14 protein-coding genes are annotated in these 19,841 nt (G+C 63.4%); 8 read left to right on the top strand and 6 right to left on the bottom strand.

The window, feature by feature from the left end; translation table 11 throughout:
* The first annotated feature begins 215 nt into the window (after positions 1-215).
* A complete protein-coding gene (locus U5822_RS06180) occupies positions 216-2,294 on the top strand; it encodes a TonB-dependent siderophore receptor (protein WP_322854754.1) in 2,079 nt (692 codons plus the stop codon).
* A 45-nt stretch (positions 2,295-2,339) separates the two neighbouring features.
* On the opposite strand, the gene U5822_RS06175 is transcribed toward U5822_RS06180, so the two are convergent.
* A complete protein-coding gene (locus tag U5822_RS06175; RefSeq protein ID WP_322854753.1) occupies positions 2,340-3,116 on the bottom strand; it encodes an enoyl-CoA hydratase in 777 nt (258 codons plus the stop codon).
* A 192-nt stretch (positions 3,117-3,308) separates the two neighbouring features.
* Here U5822_RS06175 and U5822_RS06170 point away from each other — a divergent pair, with 192 nt between their 5' ends.
* From U5822_RS06170 to U5822_RS06140, 7 genes are all read left to right on the top strand, one after another.
* Positions 3,309-4,973, top strand: a complete 1,665-nt coding sequence (locus U5822_RS06170; protein WP_322854752.1) for an AMP-binding protein — start codon at positions 3,309-3,311, stop codon at positions 4,971-4,973.
* Positions 4,974-5,005: 32 nt separating this feature from the next.
* The gene (locus U5822_RS06165; protein WP_322854751.1) at positions 5,006-5,773 is read left to right on the top strand and encodes an SDR family NAD(P)-dependent oxidoreductase; all 768 of its coding nucleotides are present in this window, start codon (positions 5,006-5,008) and stop codon (positions 5,771-5,773) included.
* A gap of 32 nt (positions 5,774-5,805) precedes the next feature.
* Complete coding sequence (locus tag U5822_RS06160) at positions 5,806-6,588, top strand: enoyl-CoA hydratase-related protein (protein WP_322854750.1); 783 nt, start codon at positions 5,806-5,808, stop codon at positions 6,586-6,588.
* A gap of 57 nt (positions 6,589-6,645) precedes the next feature.
* Positions 6,646-7,785, top strand: a complete 1,140-nt coding sequence (gene aliB, locus U5822_RS06155; RefSeq protein ID WP_322854749.1) for a cyclohexanecarboxyl-CoA dehydrogenase — start codon at positions 6,646-6,648, stop codon at positions 7,783-7,785.
* 80 nt (positions 7,786-7,865) lie between these two features.
* Entirely contained in the window at positions 7,866-8,330 is a 465-nt protein-coding gene (locus U5822_RS06150) for a MarR family winged helix-turn-helix transcriptional regulator (protein WP_322854748.1), read from the top strand.
* Positions 8,331-8,405: 75 nt separating this feature from the next.
* Positions 8,406-9,317 (top strand): AraC family transcriptional regulator, encoded by a 912-nt coding sequence (locus U5822_RS06145; protein WP_322854747.1) that lies wholly within the window; start codon positions 8,406-8,408, stop codon positions 9,315-9,317.
* A gap of 72 nt (positions 9,318-9,389) precedes the next feature.
* Positions 9,390-11,531: a TonB-dependent siderophore receptor gene (locus tag U5822_RS06140; protein ID WP_322854746.1), complete on the top strand. Its 2,142-nt coding sequence runs from the start codon at positions 9,390-9,392 to the stop codon at positions 11,529-11,531.
* 26 nt (positions 11,532-11,557) lie between these two features.
* On the opposite strand, the gene U5822_RS06135 is transcribed toward U5822_RS06140, so the two are convergent.
* The 5 genes from U5822_RS06135 to U5822_RS06115 form a co-directional block, all read right to left on the bottom strand.
* Positions 11,558-12,385 carry a MipA/OmpV family protein gene (locus U5822_RS06135; RefSeq protein WP_322854745.1) on the bottom strand — a complete coding sequence of 276 codons (828 nt, stop codon included), beginning with the start codon at positions 12,383-12,385 and terminating at the stop codon, positions 11,558-11,560.
* Positions 12,386-12,422: 37 nt separating this feature from the next.
* Positions 12,423-15,863, bottom strand: coding sequence for an EAL domain-containing protein (locus tag U5822_RS06130; RefSeq protein ID WP_322854744.1), 3,441 nt, complete (start codon positions 15,861-15,863; stop codon positions 12,423-12,425).
* Between the two features lie 177 nt (positions 15,864-16,040).
* Positions 16,041-17,873, bottom strand: a complete 1,833-nt coding sequence (gene glmS, locus U5822_RS06125) for a glutamine--fructose-6-phosphate transaminase (isomerizing) (RefSeq protein ID WP_322854743.1) — start codon at positions 17,871-17,873, stop codon at positions 16,041-16,043.
* 26 nt (positions 17,874-17,899) lie between these two features.
* The gene (gene glmU / locus U5822_RS06120) at positions 17,900-19,267 is read right to left on the bottom strand and encodes a bifunctional UDP-N-acetylglucosamine diphosphorylase/glucosamine-1-phosphate N-acetyltransferase GlmU (RefSeq protein WP_322854742.1); all 1,368 of its coding nucleotides are present in this window, start codon (positions 19,265-19,267) and stop codon (positions 17,900-17,902) included.
* Between the two features lie 151 nt (positions 19,268-19,418).
* Positions 19,419-19,841, bottom strand: coding sequence for a F0F1 ATP synthase subunit epsilon (locus U5822_RS06115; protein WP_322854741.1), 423 nt, complete (start codon positions 19,839-19,841; stop codon positions 19,419-19,421).

The following is a 19,841-nucleotide window of genomic DNA, read 5'->3' as shown; positions in this document are numbered from 1 at the left end:
TAGAAAATGGCCTGCATAGTACCCGATCCGATTCGGAATTAGTTCGCTTTGCGAAAAAAATAGACCAAAGCACTAAACCCCTCCGTCGACCGGATTTGGCCACCCTAAAAACGTAAATGCGAATTCTTGGCATTAACATTTATTAAATAATATCATCCCGCCCATCCGGCTCATTAGCAGCCCCATTGTCCACTCCCCACTACAGGTTCATTGCCATGTCTGCCGTAGGCTTTGCGAATCCTCTCACCCGGGCCGTGCGCCTCGCGCTGGTCGCCGGGATTACCGCCAGCTCCGCCCCGGTTCTCGCCCAGGATGCGACCCAGGACGACGCCCAGGAACTGAATGCCCTGGTGGTTTCGGCCACCGCGCTCAAGGTCGAAACCCCGCTGGTGGAAACTCCGCGCCCGGCCTCGGTGGTCAACCGGGAGGAGCTGAGCGAACGCAATGTCCAGGCCCTGGACGAAACCTTCCGATACCGGGCCGGCGTGGTCTCGGGCCATTACGGACCGGACAACGACACCGACTGGTTCAAGGTCCGGGGCTTTGACCAGGCCACCTACCAGGACGGCCTGCGCATCTACCGCGAAGGCTTCTATCAATGGCTGCCGGAAACCTACGGCCTGGAGCGGGTCGAGTTGCTCAAGGGGCCGGCTTCCATCCTGTACGGCGAGGCGCCTCCGGGCGGCGTGATCAACGCCATCAGCAAACGCCCGCTGGACCAGGCCCAGGGCGAAGTCCAGGTCCAGGCCGGCACCAACGAGCACCGCCAGGTCGGGATCGACAGCACCGGCCCCCTGGCTGACAGCGACACCCTGAGTTACCGCCTCGTCGGCCTGTACCGCTCGGCCGAGGGGGACATCGATTTCACCGAGAACGAGCGTTACTACATTGCCCCAAGCCTGCGCTGGGAGCTGTCCGAGGACACCTCGCTGACCCTGCTGACCAGTTTCCAGAAGGACGACGCGGTGCCGTTCAACGGCTTCAAGCTGGCCTACGGCACGGTGCAGGACACCCCATTCGGCAAGGTCGAGCCCGCCACCTTCTACGGCGAGCCGGACTACGACACCAACGAGCGCACCCAGTCGTCCATCGGCTACAGCTTCTCCCACCGCCTCAACGGCAACTGGGAGTTCCAGCAGGACACCCGCTACACCGAGCTGGACCTGCTGCTGCGCAGCATCTACATGTCGTTCCAGCTGGGCCCGCGTGAGGGCGCCCGGGGCCTGGTGTACCGCGACGGCGAACTCAAGAGCTGGACCGTGGATAACCGCCTGGTCGGCACCTGGTTCACCGACCGCACCGAAAACACCCTGCTGGTGGGGGTCGACTACCAGGACCTGGACACCCAGGGCCGGGAACTGGACAACTTCGCCTTCTCCACGGTGGATATCTTCGACCCGCAGTACGGCAACTTTACCCCGGTGACCGACGCCGACCTGACCCGCCGCAACATCACCAAGGAGCAGACCGGCCTGTACCTGCAAAACCAGCTGCGCCTGGATGACCGCTGGATCTTCCTGGCCGGGGCCCGCTACGACCAGGCCGACATCGTGGACCGCAACCAGACCGCCGGCTCCCGCCAGGAGGCCGACGACGACGAGATTTCCCTGTCCGGTGGCGTGATGTACCTGGCCGACAACGGCCTGTCGCCGTACCTGTCCTACACCGAGTCGTTCCAGCCCATCGCCGGGACCGACAGCAACGGCAACCTGTACAAGCCCCGGTCCGGCGAGCAGATCGAGCTGGGCGTCAAGTACGCCCCGGACCACCTGGACGGCTATGTCACTGCCGCCGTCTACAACATTGAGGAGAAAAACTCCCTGGTGACCAGCCCGTCCGGCTTCCAGGTCCAGGAAGGCGTGCGTGAAACCCAGGGCTTCGAACTGGAGAGCGTGGCCTACCTGACCGACCAGCTCGAGCTGACCGCCGCCTACACCTACAGCGACGCCACCACCGACAACACCAGTGACGACCAGCCGGAGCAGGCCGCCAACCTGATTCCGCGCCATTCCGCGGCACTCTGGCTGGACTACGCGTTCCGGTCCCTGGCGCCCGGTCTGAAACTGGGCGGCGGCGCCCGCTACGTGGGCAGCACTGACGACAGCTTCTCCGGTGAGGAAGTGCCCTCCTACACCGTGGTCGACCTGATGGCCCAATACCGCTTCCTGAACCACTGGGAAGCGCAGCTGAACGTCAACAACCTGGCCGACCGCGAGTACGTCGCCAGCTGCGAGTTTTACTGCTACTACGGCGAAGGCCGCAGCGTGGTCGGCACCCTCAGCTACCGCTGGTAACCGCCAGCCCCGGCGGCCTGGCCCCCGGTGACCGGCACCCGCCGGTCACCGGTGTTTCCACGCCGGCGCGCGTTTCTCCAGGAACGCGCCCATGCCTTCCTGTCGATCCTCGGTGGTGAAACTGGCCCACAACAGGCGGCGCTCGTAGTCGATGCCGGCCTGCAGGGTGGTTTCAAACGCCTGGTTCACCGCCTCCTTGTTGATCATGGTCGCCATCGCCGAGTAACCGGCGATCTCCCGGGCCACCGCCAGCGCTTCCTCTACCAGCTGCTCGTCCGCCACCACGCGACTCACCAGGCCGCAGCGCTCGGCTTCCTCGGCCCCCATCATCCGCCCGGTCAGGCACAGGTCCATGGCCTTGGCCTTGCCCACGGCCCGGGTCAGCCGCTGGCTGCCACCGGCACCGGGCAGGATGCCCAATTTCACTTCCGGCTGGCCGAAGCGGGCCGATTCGGCGGCAATCAGCAGGTCGCACATCATCGCCAGTTCGCAGCCACCGCCCAGGGCGACCCCGGCCACGGCGGCGATCACCGGGGTGCGGCACCGGGTCACCTGTTCCCAGTTGGCGGTGATGAATTCCTCACGGTAGGCCTGGGAGAAATCCAACGAGCGCATCTCGGCGATGTCGGCCCCGGCGGCGAAGGCTTTTTCGTTGCCGGTGATCACGATGGCGCGCACGGTGTCGTCGGCATCCAGTGCCGCCAGGCACTCGGACAATTCTGACATCAGGGCGTTGTTCAGGGCGTTATGGACCTTCGGCCGGTTCAGTCGAATGAGCGCCACTGGCTCCTGCTTCTCTAGCAATATATTGCTGTAATTCATAAAAACCTCCCAAGCATATTTGTTTTTATTCAGCCTTAAAAGACCGATAAAGCATAGACCAAGTTAACCGAACAGAAAAATATAAAGCAATATGTTGACACATTATCCTGAGTGCCTCTATGTTGAATAAACCCTATCGGTCTGTCCTGGCCAGACCGCCACCAACAAAACCGAGAACAACAGGTGAACCCTATGGAAACTGGCACCACCATCTCGCCGGAACGCCGCGCCGCCATGCTTGAGAGCGGCGCCTGGAACGACCGGATCATCACCGATTACCTGGACGACGCCGTCGCCGCCACCCCGGACCGGGACGCCATCGTGGCCTATCGGGTCACCGACGACGCCCACACCCGCCTCAGCTACCGCGAACTCAACCAGCGGGTTACCCGCATGGCCGCCGGCCTGGCTGCCCTCGGCATCGAGGCGGGCGACGTGGTGGCCTGCCAGTTGCCGAACTGGTGGCAGACCACCGCCCTGCACCTGGCCTGCATGCGCATCGGCGCCATCCTGAATCCGCTGATGCCGATTTTCCGGGAGCGGGAACTGCGCTTCATGCTGCACCACAACGAGGCCAAGCTGCTGGTGATTCCCAAGGTGTTCCGGGGCTTCGACTACGAGGCGATGCTGGAGCGTCTGCTGCCGGAACTGCCGGAGCTGGCCACCCTGCTGGTGATCGAGGGCGCCGGAGAGCGCAGCTTCGAGGCTCGGCTGCTGGAACCGGCCTGGGAAGAGTCCACCGACACCGACCGGCTGTTTGCCGAGCGCAAACCCGGCCCGGATGCGGTGATCCAGATCCTCTACACCTCCGGCACCACCGGTGAGCCCAAGGGGGTCATGCACACCTCCAACACCCTGTTCGCCAACGTCCGCCCCTACGCCGAGCGCCTGGGCCTGAGCGGCGCTGACCGGGTGCTGATGGCCTCGCCCCTGGCGCACCAGACCGGGTTCCTGTACGGCATCATGATGCCGGTGTACCTGGGTACCACCGCCATCCTGCAGGACATCTGGGACGCCGAGTTCGTGTGCCGGGTGATTGCCGCGGAGCAGCCCGCCTTCACCATGGCGGCGACCCCGTTCTTGGCCGACCTGGTCAAAACCGCACCTCGGCACGAGGGCGAGCTGGATTCCCTGCGCATCTTCGTGTCCGCCGGCGCGCCCATTCCCACCGCCGTGGTCGAACAGGCCGGCAAGGTGCTGAAGGCCACCATCGTGTCCGCCTGGGGCATGACCGAGAACGGCGCCGTCACCATGACTTGCCCGGACGACCCGGCCGAGCGCGCCAGCCAGTCCGACGGCAAGGCCCTGCCCTGGGTCGAGGTGCGCGTCGCCGATTACCAAGGCCAGCCACTGCCGGCGGGTGAGGAAGGCAATCTGCTGATGCGCGGTGCCAGCCTGTTCGTGGGCTATCTGAAGCGACCGGAACTCTACGGCGTGGATGCCGAGGGCTGGTTCGGTACCGGCGACCTCGCCCGCATGGACGCCGACGGTTACATCCGCATCACCGGGCGCACCAAGGACGTGGTGATTCGCGGCGGCGAGAACATCCCGGTGGTGGAGGTGGAAAACCTGCTCTACCAGCTGCCCGGAGTCGCCGACGTTGCCCTGGTGGGCTGCCCGGACGAGCGCCTGGGCGAGCGACTGTGCGCCTACGTCACCCTGGACGAGGCCGCCACCGGCCTGGACCTGGCGCAGGTCACCCGCTATCTGACCGAGCAGCAACTGTCCAAGAACTACCTGCCGGAGTACCTGGAGGTGATCGACGCCATGCCCCGCACCGCCTCCGGCAAGATCCAGAAGTTCAAGCTGCGGGAGCAGGCCAAGGCGATCCGGCTGGAACCGGCCAAGCGCGCCTGAGCCCATCCATCATCGACAGAGGAGCAAGCCCTATGAAAGGCCTTAACGAAACCACTGTGATTGTTACCGGCGGCGGCGGCGGCATCGGCCGCGCCATCTGCCGGCGCTTCGGCGAGGAAGGCAGCCGGGTCGCGGTCCTGGACCGGGATCCGGAGGCGGCCGCGGCCACGGTCGAACTGATCCTGGAGGCCGGCGGCAGCGCCCGGGCCTACGCCGCGGACATTACCGACTACAACGCCATCGCCGAGACCCTGGCGGCCATCGAGACCGACCTGGGTGTGCCCCGGGTGCTGGTTAACAACGCCGGCTTCGACCGCTTCATGCCGTTCCTGAAAACCGAGCCCGGCCTCTGGCAGCAGTTGATCGCCGTGAACCTGACCGGCGCCCTGAACATGCACCACCTGGTGCTGCCCAAGATGGTTGCCGCCGGCGGCGGCAAGGTCATCAACATCGCCTCCGACGCGGCCCGGGTCGGCTCCTCCGGGGAGTCGGTGTACGCCGCCTGCAAGGCCGGCCTGGTCGGCTTCAGCAAGACCGTGGCCCGGGAGCTGGCGACCAAGAACGTGTGCCTGAACGTGGTCTGCCCCGGCCCCACCGACACCGCCCTGCTCAAGGGCGTGGCCGAGACCGCGCCGAACCCGGAAAAACTGCTGGAAGCCTTCCGCAACGCCGTGCCCATGAAGCGGCTGGCGCAGCCGGAGGACTACCCGGGCATTGTCGCCCTGCTCGCCAGCGACGACGCCAACTTCATCACCGGCCAGGTCATCAGTGTGTCCGGCGGCCTGACCATGGCCGGCTAAGCGACCAGTTACACGATTTAGGAGAACGCATCATGAATTACGAAGACATCTTGTACGAAGAGAACAACGGCGTCGCCACCATCACCATCAATCGGCCGGACCGTTACAACGCCTTCCGCGGCCAGACCTGCATGGAGCTGCTGGACGCCTTCAACCGCGCCGGCTGGAACAAGGACATCGGCGTGATCGTATTCACCGGCGCCGGTGACAAAGCCTTCTGCACCGGCGGTGACCAGGGCGCCCACGAAGGCCAGTACGACGGCCGCGGCCTGATCGGGCTGCCGGTGGAGGAGCTGCAGCGCACCATCCGCGAGGTCCCCAAGCCGGTGATCGCCCGGGTCAATGGCTTCGCCATCGGCGGCGGTCATGTCCTGCACGTGATCTGCGACCTGAGCATCGCCTCGGAAACCGCCATCTTCGGCCAGGTCGGCCCCAAGGTCGGCTCGGTGGATCCCGGTTTCGGCACCGCCTACCTGGCCCGGGTGGTGGGTGAGAAACGGGCCCGGGAAATCTGGTACCTGTGTCGCAAGTACTCGGCCCAGCAGGCGCTGGAGTGGGGCCTGGTGAACGCGGTGGTGCCGCCCGACCAGCTCGACGAGGAAGTGCAGAAGTGGTGTGAGGAAATCCTCGAGAAGAGCCCGACCGCGCTGTCCATCGCCAAGCGCTCATTCAACGCCGACAGCGATAACATTGCCGGCATTGGCGCCTTGGGTATGCAGGCCCTGAGCCTGTACTACGACACGGACGAGTCCAAAGAAGGCGTCAATGCCTTCAAGGAAAAGCGCAAGCCGGACTTCCGGAAATTCTACAAGTAAGCGGATCGATCCGGTGGCCGCGCGCCACCGGGTCACGGACAACGCCCGGAGAACCCCATGAATTTCGCCTTCAACGAAGAACAAAACGCGATCCGCGAGGTTGTGGCTCGCTTCAGTGCCGAGGTGCTTGCACCCGGTTACCGCACGCGGGACCAGGAAGGGATCATCGAAAAATCGGTCATCCGCCAACTCGGCGAGATGGGCCTGCTCGGTGGCGAGCTGCCGGAAGCCTTCGGTGGCAGCGGCATGGACTGCGTCACCAGCGGCCTGATCATCGAGGAGATCGCCAAGGGCGATTTCAACGTTGGCTACATTCCCCTGCTGGCCTCCCTCAATGGCCAGATCATCGCCAGCCACGCCGAACCGGAGCTGGCGAAGGAGTGGCTGCACGCCATGACCACCGGCCAGAAGGTGGCCTGCATTGCCCTGACCGAGCCCCACGGCGGCTCCGACGCCGCCAATCTACGCCTGAAAGCCGAGAAACAGGGCGATGTCTACGTCCTGAACGGCGAGAAAACCTCCATCTCCATGGCCGATCAGGCGGACGTGGCCGTGGTCTTCGCCCGCACCGGCACGGTGGAACAGCGTGCCTCCGGCATCAGCGCGTTCCTGGTACCCATGGACAGCCCGGGCATCACCACCACCCGGTTCGAGGACAACGGCCAGCGCGCCATCGGCCGCGGCTCGATCTTTTTCGACAACGTCGAAGTGCCCGCCAGCCACCGCATGGGCGACGAGGGCAAGGGCTTCAAGCAGGTGATGCAGGGCTTCGACTACAGCCGCGCGCTGATCGGCCTGCAGTGCCTGGCGGTGGCCCAGCAGTCGCTCGATGAAACCTGGCAGTGGCTGACCGAGCGCAGCGCCTTCGGCCAGCACCTGTCTGCGTTCCAGGGCCTGACCCACCCGCTGGCGGAATACCAGACCTACGTTCATGCCGCCCGCCTGCAGTGCTACCATGCACTCTGGCTCAAGGATAACAATCTGCCCCACAACGCCGAAGCGGCCATGAACAAGTGGTGGGGCCCCAAACTCGCGTTCGACGTGGTCAAGCAATGCCTGCTGGCCCACGGCCACACCGGCTGGGGCGAAGACCTGCCGTTTGCCCAGCGCCTGCGCGATGTGCTCGGCCTGCAGATCGGTGACGGCACCGCGCAGATCATGAAGAACATCATCGCCCGCGAGTACTTACCCAAGTGAGCAGCGCCCGGTCCGTGACGATGGGGGACGCTCACGCCGACGGCTGGCCCGCGCCCGCCGTTGAACCGACAGGAGCGCAGATGATCGTCAACGAATCCGGCGGCATTCCGAACCGGCTGTTTTTCCGGCTGTTCCAGACCGGCAACATCCTGCAGCGGCAGGTGCAGAATGAAATGGGCATCAGTGCCGTGCAGTGGGCGGTGCTGGGTGCCCTGTCCCGGGAAGGCTTCGAGCAGGGCACCTCGTTCAACCAGCTCAAGGAATACCTGTACGTGAGCCGGCAGAACCTCGACGGCGTGCTCAAGCGCATGGAACGGGACGGCCACGTGCAGCGGGTGCCCGATCCCCAGGACCGCCGGGCCCGATTGGTGATCCTGACCGACAGCGGTCGGGCCTTCTGGCAGACCCTGCAAGCCACCATCGCCGAGTTCTACCAGCAAGCCCTGCAGGGCATGAGCTTTGATGACGGGGTGAGCCTGTTGCACCTGCTGAAGAAACTGCAGAACGACCTGAACGGGGTGTCGCTCGAGACGCCCCCTAAATGATATTGGTTTGCATTAACATCTGGTAAGGCATAGTATCCGGTCTGGCACCCCACGCCCGGTCCGACTGGAGATCCCATGCCCCGCCCCGACCACCAGACGCAGTTGGTACGCATTGGCGAGGTTCTGAACTACGTTCATCTCAACCTCGACAAACCCATGGCGGTCGCCCGCCTGGCCAGCATGGCCGGCTGGTCCCGGTGGCAGTTCAACCGGGTGTTCGCCGACCAGGCCGGACAATCGCTCGGCCAGTACGTGCGCGAACTGAAATTGAGCCTGGCGGCGGAACTACTGCTGTTCACCGACCAGCGCATCATCGACATCGGCCTGGCCTGCGGCTTCGGCTCGGACATCAGCTTCACCCGGAGTTTCAAGCAACATTTTGGCTGCCCGCCGGCGCAGTACCGACGCCGGGGCCTGCCCTGCCTGCTGAACACGCCGCTGTGCCTGGACCCGGAACTGCTGCCGCCGGATCACCTGAAAGCCCGGATACCGCGCATTCGCCTGGACTCGAAGCCAGCCTTCACGGTGGCCGGCCAGGCCGGACGGGTGCGTGGCCTGTTCTCGGCCCGACCGGATTTCGACACCAAGGTCCCCCAGCTGTGGAAAACCCTGGGCCAGAGCCCGGGCACACCGGGGCCGCGCATCGGGGTCCTGGACCTGCGCCACCGTTCCGGCTCCGACTTCACCTACCTGGCCGGGTACCAGACCGAGGCGCCCTCCGAGGCACTGGGACCGGACCGCCTGCAGGTGCCGGCGCAGAATTACGCGGTGATCTCGTTTCGAGGCCCGATCACCTCGCTGCCGGACATCCTCAAGTGGTTTTTCACCGCCTGGCTGCCCCACGCCGGCTGCCAGGCCCTCTACGGCTACGATCTGGAGATCTACCCACCGGGGTTCGATCCGCTAGCGCCGGAGGTGGCCATGGAGTACTGGATTCCGGTCACCCTCAACGAGCCAGTAATTGCCCGTCATGCACCAATCGGTTAAGTTCCGGCCCGCGCAATCCTTATAATGGGAATGATTCGCAATTAACTCATTTTCCCATTTAGCAGGCTCCACATGCACCCATCCCGCATTACCCAGTCAGTGCTCACTCTGGCTGTGAGCGCCGCCATCAGCCAGATGGCCCACGCCAACAGCAACGACCCGGTCGCCCTGGGCGAACTCACGGTGTACGGCGAAACCTACCGCAACACCGCCACCAAGACCGCGCTGGATCCCCAAGATACGCCCCAGAGTATCTCGGTGCTGGACCGCCAGGCGCTGGAAATGCGCGATGCCGACTCGGTGGCCGCGGCCCTGCGCTACGCCCCGGGGGTGAACACCGAACTGCGCGGCGGCGCGGTCGGCCGCCTGGACCTGTTCAGCATCCGCGGCTTCATCAATTACCAGAACTTCTACGATGGCCTGCAGCTGCTGTACAACGACTGGAACCTGCAGCCGCAGATCGACCTGCTGGCCGTGGAGCAGGTCGAGGTCTTCCGGGGCCCCACCTCCACCCTGTATGGCGCCATGCCGCCGGGTGGCATGGTCAACCTGATCGGCAAGCAGCCGTCCACCGACAGCTTCAACCGGGTCGAGATCGCCGGTGGCTCCCGGGACCTGAAGGAAGCCTCGGTGGAAAGCCGCGGCCAGCTGGGCGACTCGGATCTGTCCTACAGCCTGGTGGGCCTGACCCGCAGCCGGGACGGCCAGGCCGAAACCTCCGAGGAGGAGCGCCACATGATCGCGCCCTCGGTCGACTGGCAGGTAACCGAAGACACCCTGGTGAACGTCAACGTCTATTACCAGAAAGACCCGGAGAGCGGCATCTACACCACCCTGCCCGCCTCCGGCCTGTTCCTGGCCAACCCCAACGGCAAGCTGCCCCAGGACGCCTTCTCCGGGGACGCCAACTGGAACGAGTTCGACAAGGAAGTGTTGCTGGCCGGCTACAAGGTCAACCACAACATCAACGACAACTGGACCTTCCTGCAGAACTTCCGCTACACCGACGCCGAGGTGTTCCAGACCAACACCTACGGCACCGGCCTGGCCGCCGACGGCCGGACCCTGAGCCGGGAGGCCTACCTGACCGACGAGACCACCAACGGCTTTACGGTGGATAACCAGTTCTCCGGTCGGTTCCAGACCGGTCGGGCCCGCCACAACCTGCTGGTGGGGGTGGATTACCTGAGCCTGGATTCCGACGTGAAGTACGAGGACACCTCGTTCGGCAGCGGCGCCCCGTCCATCGACCTGTTCAACCCGAATCACTATCAGATCACCCGGGACAGCATCGACATCACCGACACCGCCTACTCCTCGGACTTCAACATCCGGAAGAAGCAGCTCGGGATTTATCTGCAGGACCAGGTGGAGATCGACCGCTTGGTGCTGCTGGGCGGGGTCCGCTGGGACGACTACACCGGCGAGGAAACAGGCCGGCAGTACGGCGCCCAGATCGACCGCAAACTGGAACAGGACAACGTGTCCACCCGCGCCGGGGTCATGTACCGGGCCGGCAACGGTTTCTCCCCCTACCTCAACTACGCCGAGAGCTTTGAGCCGCAGACCGGATCCGACCGCAACGGCAACGAGTTCGACCCGTCCGAGGGCGAGCAGTACGAACTGGGCGTGAAGTACCAGGCCCCGACCGGCCGCACCACCGCCAACCTGGCGCTGTTCCAGATCACCAAGGAAAACGTGCCGACCCGGGATCCGAACGGCGGCCCCTATGACAAGGTCCAGGCCGGCGAGGTCCGCTCCCGGGGCGTGGAACTGGAAGCCCAGGCCCAGCCGATCGACAGCCTGCTGATGACCCTGAGCTACACCTATCAGGATGTGGAAGTGACGAAGGACAACTCCGGGCTGGAAGGCCAGACCCCGGTCTGGGTGCCGGAACAGCTGGTCTCGGCCTGGGCCGACTACGGCTTCTACGAGGGCCCGCTGAACGGCCTGGTGGCCGGTCTTGGGGTACGCTACATCGGCGAGGCGGAGTACGACGCCGCCACCAACGACGGCCAGGTGCCGGACGCCACCCTGATCGACGTCGCCTTCCGCTACAGCCTGGGGCAGCTGTCGCACACCCTGAGGGGCACGGAACTGGGCTTGTCGGTGAACAACCTCACCGACGAGCGCTACTACAGCTGCTTTGACGCCAATAACTGCTGGTTTGGCGAGGAGCGCACGGTGGAGGCATCGGTGTCTTACACCTTCTGAGCCGCGCTTGCATCGCCTGCTCGCGATCAGAACACGTAAATCACCCCGACACCCAACTCCGCCTCATAATCGTTCCGAGACACGGGGCTATCCGCGATGTCGCTGCCGTAGTGCTCGTACAGGGCTTCGCCAAACAGTTGCCAATGCGGGGTCAGGTTGAAGCGGTAGTTGTAGTTGATGCCAATCGATCGATACCCGCCATCCAGCTCGGTGGGTGGCAGCGATGACGCGGAGGATTGGCTCGCCGTGACGCCAAAATCACTGTTGGCTTGCTCACTGTCGTGGAACACGGCGACCACGGCAATTTCAGAACCGGTTCCGTCCGTTTGGGTGCCGAATCGATGACCGTATCCGATCAAGGCCCGATTGCCGTTGGGGCCGAAGATGACTCGGCCATCTATCCAGTTGCGCCATTGGTCGCTGAGGTCTCGACGAAATTGCAGGACTGCCTCGGCCCCTTCATCTTGATCGCCGAGGCCATCCAGATCACCATCACTGGAATCGGATTCTGCTCGACCTTCGTCAAATCCCAGCGACGCCTCCAACAACCAGGCGTCGGACACGAGTCCACGCCAACCCAGGGCTTCGCCGGCAAAATAGTACAGGTGTATACCGCTACGCCACTGCAGCGCACCGGCCGGGTCGAGTTCAAAATCGAACTCGTCGGAGCCTTCGTACTCGGATTCGTACTCAACGCCAAGTCCCAGCCCGACTCCCCAGCCATCACCATCGGTAAAATCGTCCAGGGAAGGTAGGGGGACCAGCACCGATCTGCGCTCGTCCGCCAGCGAGTAGTGGGCGCAGGAAAATGCCAGCAGGGGCGCGGTCAGCAGAATGGCCGTTGATAACTTCATGGGATTCTCCTCCTCTGTGTAGAGGAAGTCGTCCTAGTCAGTATAGCGCTCCCTGGCGGACGCTGACCGCCGCACCAGCACTTATCCACTTCTGGAATTCAGGCTCGGGTAAGCCACGGCTGAAATAGAAGCCTTGCACAACATCGCAGCCCAATCGCCGTATCGTACTCAGTTGCTGCTCGTTCTCTACTCCCTCAACGACTGTCGTCAGAGAGAGGCTGTCCGCGATAGCCACCATTGAGCGCACCAATGCCTGATCGTCCTCGGACACCGCGATATCCCGGATAAACGAACGATCGATCTTCAACACGGACACGGGTAATCGCTTCAAGTGACTCAACGATGAGTAACCAGTGCCAAAGTCGTCTATCGCCAGAGTCACGCCGATTTCCCGTAAAACGCCCAGGTTGGTATTGAGCGCCTCCGCATTTGAGACAAAGGTACTCTCGGTAATCTCGCACTCAAGCTGATCGGATGCCAGCCCCTCGCTCTCCAATGCACGGCGTATCTCATCTCCCAATTGCGGATCGTCAAACTGCTTGGGGGACAGATTAATCGCGATAGGAATGCTGTTTCCGACCTTCTGCAGCTGAGCCGCCATTCGGCAGGCCTCGCCGACTACCCAATACCCGATTTCGACAATCAACCCGGTCTCTTCGGCAACCGGAATGAACTCGCCCGGCGACACCCACCCCATCTCCGGATGTCGCCATCGCAACAAGGCTTCGGCACCAACCGTCTCACCGGTTGATGCCAGAACCTTGGGCTGATAATGCAGTTCAAACTGATGCTTTTCGACGGCTCCACGCAATCCGTCCTCGATCATCAACCGGCGGGAAGCGCGGTTTCGCAATTCCTGGGAGAAAAAGCGATGACTTCCGGGCTTGGCCTGTTTCGCCTCGATCATCGCCGAATCGGCGCTGAACAACAGATCCTCGGCGTTTTCACCGTCGTCCGGTGCCACCGAGATTCCAACGTTCACACGGGTAAACACCGGTCGGCCCTCAATGTTGAAGGCGTGACTGAACGCGTGCTGAATCTTCTCCGCCAGCCGGGTCAGTTCATAGGGGCTTTCAACCTGGCGCAGGATGACCCCAAATTCGTCCGAGCCGACCCGCCCAACGACGGCGCTGTCTCCCACCTGATGCTGGATGCGTTCCATGGATTTGCGCAGCACCCGGTCACCGGCACTGTTGCCAAAGGTGTCATTGATGCGCTGGAACCGGTGCAGGTCAATGACCATGAAGGCCACCGTTTGCCCTGAGTCCCGGTGATCAATGGCGGCCTGCAGTTCCTCCCGGAGCATCAGCCGATTGGGGCCCTTGGTTAAGGGGTCGAAATAGGAAGCCCGGTAGAGTTTTTCCTCGAGATTCAATCGCTCGGACAGGTCTTTGCCCACCGCCAGATAATGGCGGGTCTCGCCAGAGTTGCTGAGTACCGGGGTAATGGTCTGGTGGTTGTGGAACAGCTCACCGTTCTTGCGGCGATTGATGAAAATTGAACTGAAACTGTTGCCGCTGCGCAGAGTACTCCACAACTTCTGGTAGAACTCGGCATTGTGCTGATCGGACTTGAGCAACTTGGCATGTCGGCCGAGGGCTTCGGTCTGGGTATAACCGGTGACCCGTTCGAAAGCGCCATTGACGTATTCAAGATAGCCGTTGCTGTCGGTTACGAATACGATGTCCTCAGCCTGATCCAGGGCCTGGGACAGGAACCCAAGTCTCCGGTGGGTGGCCTTCAGGTCGGTGATGTCCCGGGAAATACCGAACAAGCCAATGCGTTCCCCCTGCGCATCCCGAACCACCCCTTTGGTGGTGAGCAGGCTGCGACTGAGATCGTTGGGATTGGCCTCCTCGATGGTCTCGGTTCTTCCGGCGTCAAGCACGGCCTGATCCTGTTGCTCGATGGCCTGCCAGGCACTGGCGATCGGCCAGATGTCGCGATCGGCGCAGCCGACGAATGCATCCCGTTCAATCCCCGTCAGGTCGCTCACGGCCTTGTTCACATACAGATAACGACCCGCGTCATCCTTCACAAACACCGCGTCGGTGGTGTTGTCGAACACGCTCTGCAGGATCGCATGACGGGCCGCACTCTCCCGAGCCAACGACTTCTGCTCAGTGATGTCCCGCACCACGGCCAGCAGCAGGGTGCGCTGATCGATGACCAGTTTGGACAAGCTGACCTCGGCATCGAATTCCTGACCATCCAATCGGCGATGACGCCACTCGAAGCGGATGGCCTGTTCGGTCTCCATGCGCTGAATCAGCTCCGCGGCCCGGTCGGCACTGGGTGTTCCGTCCGGCTGGTGGTCGGGGGAAAAGTCCACCGGGGATTTGCCCACCAGGTTTTCCGGAGCGGTGCCAAACAAGTCGCCGGTGCGCGGATTGCACTCCGTGAAGGCCATGCCTTCCATCAGAAAGATACCGTCGTTGGCATTGTCGAACAGGGCGCGGTACCGCTGTTCACTGACTCCGACGCGCTCCAGGGCCCGCATGGTGTCGTCCACATCCGCCATGAACCCTTCGATGTAATCGCCCGAGTCCGACTGAACACGCCGGCCCTGGTCCCGGACCCAACGCTGCCTGCCATTGGCCAGGCGCAGCCGGTAGGTCAGATCGTACGACTTGCCCTGGCTCAGCTGGGCCTCTAACTCCTTCTGGACCCGTTCACCGTCGTCGATGCGACTCCAGAAATTCATGCGGCGCTGCAGGACCTCAGCCGGTCGCAGACCAAGGAACTCCTCCACGCCATCACTGACAAACACCAGGGCCCGGGGCGGCTCGTAGTCGGTGCGGTAGACCACGCCAGGGACATTGCTCAACAGGACTTCCAAAGAGATCTGCTTGCGACGCAGTTCCGCAGACACGGCACTGCCGGTACGCACCACCCACAGGGAGCCCGCCGCCATCAGTGGCAGCGCCAACACGGCGATGAACAGGGCGGCGCCCCAATAGGGCGCGCTGAATTCGGCCTCGTCGATCTTGGCCACCACGCCCAAAGACGTGCCCTGAACGGGGGCAAACGCGGCCAGCACCTCCTCGCCATCGTAATCCATCCCGGTCATCCAGCCGGTTTCTCCCGAGAGCGCCCGCTGCATGGGCTCCGCCAGTTTGGCGTTGCGGGCGACGGTGAGGTCCTGAAGCCGCTGTTCAAACTTCTGGGCCACCAAAAACTGCAGCTCTCCGTCGTCGTGCCCGGCGACCAAAACTTCGCCGGTCTGCCCCAGGCCCCGAGCCGAGTCGAGACTCTGCAAGGCTTGGCGCAGCTCCGCTTCATCACCGAAGGCCGCCAGCACCCTGGCCAGATTGTTGACTTCGTCCTGGAGGAATTTGACCTGGTTGTCCAGGGCCTGGTTGTACAAATAGGTACCACCGGCCAACAGACTGAGGAGCGGGATCAGTGTGGAAAGGACAGCAATAACGACAAATTTTCGGTAGGCGCGTCTGGCAGAAATCGCCGTTGATGTTGCCACGTTACTCTTCCCCCTTTGGAATCCTGATCGTATCGACAGTTTTACATTGGGGCACTCGCAAGGGATGGGCCTATTCTAAGAATTCAGGGTAGCTAATCTATCCCCAATCCGACAAACCCAGGCCCACCCCGTCCGAAAGGGTGGGCGCGTCTACAGCGGCGATTTGAAGTGAAATAACTATTCGACGGTGACACTCTTGGCCAGGTTACGCGGCTGATCCACATCGGTGCCCTTGAGCACGGCGACGTGATACGACAGCAGCTGCAGCGGCACCGTGTACACGATGGGCGCGGTGATTTCGTGCACCGACGGCAGTGACATCACGTGGATGCCTGCCTCCGCCTTCACATCGGCGGCGCTGTCGGCGAACACGAAGAGTTCACCGCCCCGGGCCCGGACTTCTTCCAGGTTGGATTTGAGCTTTTCCACCAGGTCGTTGTTGGGCGCCACGGTGACCACCGGCATTTCGCTGTCCACCAGCGCCAGCGGGCCGTGCTTGAGTTCGCCCGCCGGGTAGGCCTCGGCGTGGATGTAGGAGATTTCCTTGAGCTTGAGCGCACCTTCCAGGGCCACCGGGAACTGGGAACCCCGGCCCAGGAACAGGCTGTGGTTCTTGTCCATGAACGCCTTGGACATCTCGGCGATGTCGGCATCCAGCGCCAGCACCTGGTCGACCTGATCGGGCAACTGGTGGATGGCCTTGACGATGTCCGCTTCCCGCTCCTCGCTCAGGCCGTTGTGGCGAGCCAGTGCCAGGGTGAACATCAGCAGGGCGGTGAGCTGGGTAGTGAAGGCCTTGGTGGAGGCGACACCGATTTCGGGCCCGGCCTGGGTCATGATTACCAGATCCGACTCGCGCACCAGGGAACTGCCCGGCACGTTGCAGATGGCCAGGGCGGCGCGGAAACCGGCCTGCTTGGCCTGACGCAGGGCGGCCAGGGTATCGGCGGTCTCACCGGACTGGGAAATGCACAGGAACAGGGTGTCGCGCTGGATCACGTGCTTGCGGTAGCGGAACTCGGAGGCCACCTCGACCGAGCAGGGCACGCCGGCCAGCTCCTCGATCCAGTACCGGGCGACCATGCCGGCGTGGTAGCTGGTGCCACAGGCGATGATCTGCACGTGGTTGACGTCGCTCAGCAGGTTGGCGGCGTCGGTGCCCAGGGCCTGCTCGAGCACGTGGCTGTCGGTGATCCGGCCTTCCATGGTGGCCTTGATGACCTTGGGCTGCTCGTAGATTTCCTTGAGCATGAAGTGACGGTACTCGCCCTTCTCGGCGGAGTCGGAACCGTGCTCAAAACGCAGGGTCTTGCGCTCGACCGGGGTGCCCTCGCGGTCGTGGATGGTGACCGAATCGCGGCGGATGTCGGCGATGTCGCCTTCCTCCAGGAACATGAACCGGTCGGTCACCGGCAGCAGCGCGAGCTGATCGGAGGCGATGAAGTTCTCGCCAATGCCGACCCCGATCACCAGCGGACTGCCCTCCCGGCACACCACCAGGTGGTCCGGCTCGTCGGCGTGCACCACGGCCAGGGCGTAGGCACCGCGCAGGCGGGCGATGGCGGCTTTGACCGCGTCGTACAGCTGGCCGGCGGCCCGGTAGTGCTTTTCGATCAGGTGCGCGACCACTTCGGTATCGGTCTGGGAGGTGAACTCGTAGCCTTCGGCCTTCAGTTCCTCGCGCAGCTCCTGGTAGTTCTCGATGATGCCGTTGTGGACAATCGCCAGGCGCTCACCGGACATGTGCGGGTGGGCGTTGAGCTGGGACGGCTCGCCGTGGGTGGCCCAGCGGGTATGGGCGATACCGAGCTGACCGGACAGCGGGTGGGCGGCGATGGCGTCCGACAGGGCCGCCACCTTGCCGACTTCCCGGGCACGCTGGACCACGTTGCCGCCGTCCACCACGGCCATCCCGGCCGAGTCATAGCCTCGATATTCCAGACGGCGCAGGCCCTCGAGGAGAATGCCCTGGACGTCCCGTTCCGAAACCGCACCTACAATGCCACACATGCTGCTTATTCCTGCCTGTTAACTGTTCAATCGGTTTTTTTCGGCCGTTCCCAGCCGGAAATGTTGCGCTGGCGTCCACGCGCCACCGCCAGTTCGCCATCGCCGATGTCCCGGGTGATGGTCGACCCGGCGCCAATGGTGGCCTCCGCCGCCACCGAAACCGGCGCCACCAGCGAGGTGTTGGAGCCGACAAAGACCCCGTCGCCGATCTCGGTGCGGAACTTGTTAACTCCATCATAGTTGCAGGTGATGGTGCCTGCACCCACATTCACATTACGCCCCAGGGTGGCGTCGCCGACGTAGCTGAGGTGGTTGATCTTGCTGCCCTCACCGACCACCGCCTTCTTGGTCTCGACAAAGTTGCCGACCTTGGTGCCGGCCGCCAACTCGGTGCCCGGACGCAGCCGCGCGAACGGGCCAATCTGGGCCTTGGGCCCGACCCGGGCGCCTTCGATCACGCTGTGGGCCTTGATCTCGGCGCCATCGGCAATCTCGGCGTCCTTGATCACGCAGCCCGGTCCGATGCTGACTCGGTTGCCCAGGGTGACCCGACCCTCGAACACCACGTTGACGTCGATCAGCAGGTCGTTGCCAATGGTCAGCTCGCCGCGAACGTCGATCCGGGCCGGATCGGCCAGGGTGGCGCCCTCGGTCATCAACCGATCGGCTTCCCGACGCTGGTACCAGCGCTCCAGCTCGGCCAGCTGCAGGCGGTTATTCACCCCCTGCACCTCGAAGGCGTCGTTGGGCTGGGACACCGCCACCGACAGGCCTTTATCCACAGCCATGGCAATGATGTCGGTGAGGTAGTACTCGCCCTGGGCGTTGGCGTTGGACAGGGTCGGCAGCCAGGCCTTCAGGTGCTTGGCGGCGATCGCCAGAATCCCGGTGTTCACTTCCCGGATCGCGCGCTGCTCGGCGCTGGCGTCCTTCTGCTCGACGATCGCGGTTACCCGGCCCTGGTCGTCGCGCAGGATGCGACCATAGCCGTTGGGGTCGTCCAGGGTCACGGTGAGCAGGCCCAGGGTCTGGTCGTCCAGTTCCTGCACCATGGCCTCCAGGGTCGCCTGCTGGGTCAGCGGCACGTCGCCATACAGCACCAGCACCCGGGCCTCATCCGGCAGGTCCGGCAGTGTCTGGGCCACGGCGTGGCCGGTGCCCAGCTGTTCGGTCTGGTGCACCCAGTTCACCGAGGGCTCGGAGGTGACCTCACGAACCTGGTCGGCGCCGTGGCCGATGACGGTGTGAATCTTTTCCGCACCCAGCTGCTTGGCGGTGCCGATGACGTGGTGCAGCATCGGCCGGCCGGCCACGGCATGCAGGACCTTGGGCAGCTCGGATTTCATGCGCGAACCCTGGCCCGCCGCCAGGATCACAACGTGTAACGGGCTCATGGACACTTCAGACCCCCGGAATGTCTGGATTCAGTTGGTGTAAAACAAAAAAAGCCGCGATCCGTGGGTGGCCGAAGCCCAACGCCAGGCGTTGGAATTGCGGCCGCTCAGGATGCGGCTTTGGTGTTCGGCAAACCCGAAACGAAAGCGCTTAGCGCATTTTGTTGCGCAGCTGCTGGATGGTCCGAAGCTGGGCAACAGCCTCGGCCAGCTCTGCAGCGGCACGGGAGTACTCGAATTCACCGGTCTTGTTGGCAAGTGCTTTCTCGGCTTCTTTCTGTGCCTCGAGAGCAGCGGCTTCGTCCACATCCTTGGCGCGAACCGCGGTGTCAGCCAGCAAAGTCACCAGATTGGGCTGGACCTCCAGATATCCGCCGGACACGTAAAGAATTTCTTCTTCACCGCCCTGCTTGATGATCCGAATCGGACCCGGCTTCAGCTGAGTCAGCAGCGGGGTGTGACCCGGGGCAATACCCAGGTCACCTTCAGAGCCCGCCGCGATCAGCATCTCAATCAATCCGGAATAGATCTTTGTTTCGGCACTTACCACATCACAATGCACGGTCATACCCAT

This window comes from Marinobacter qingdaonensis, from assembly GCF_034555935.1.
Lineage (GTDB): Bacteria > Pseudomonadota > Gammaproteobacteria > Pseudomonadales > Oleiphilaceae > Marinobacter > Marinobacter qingdaonensis.
Note: the sequence above shows the minus strand (reverse complement) of the source record. Positions and strands in the feature narration are given on the sequence as shown.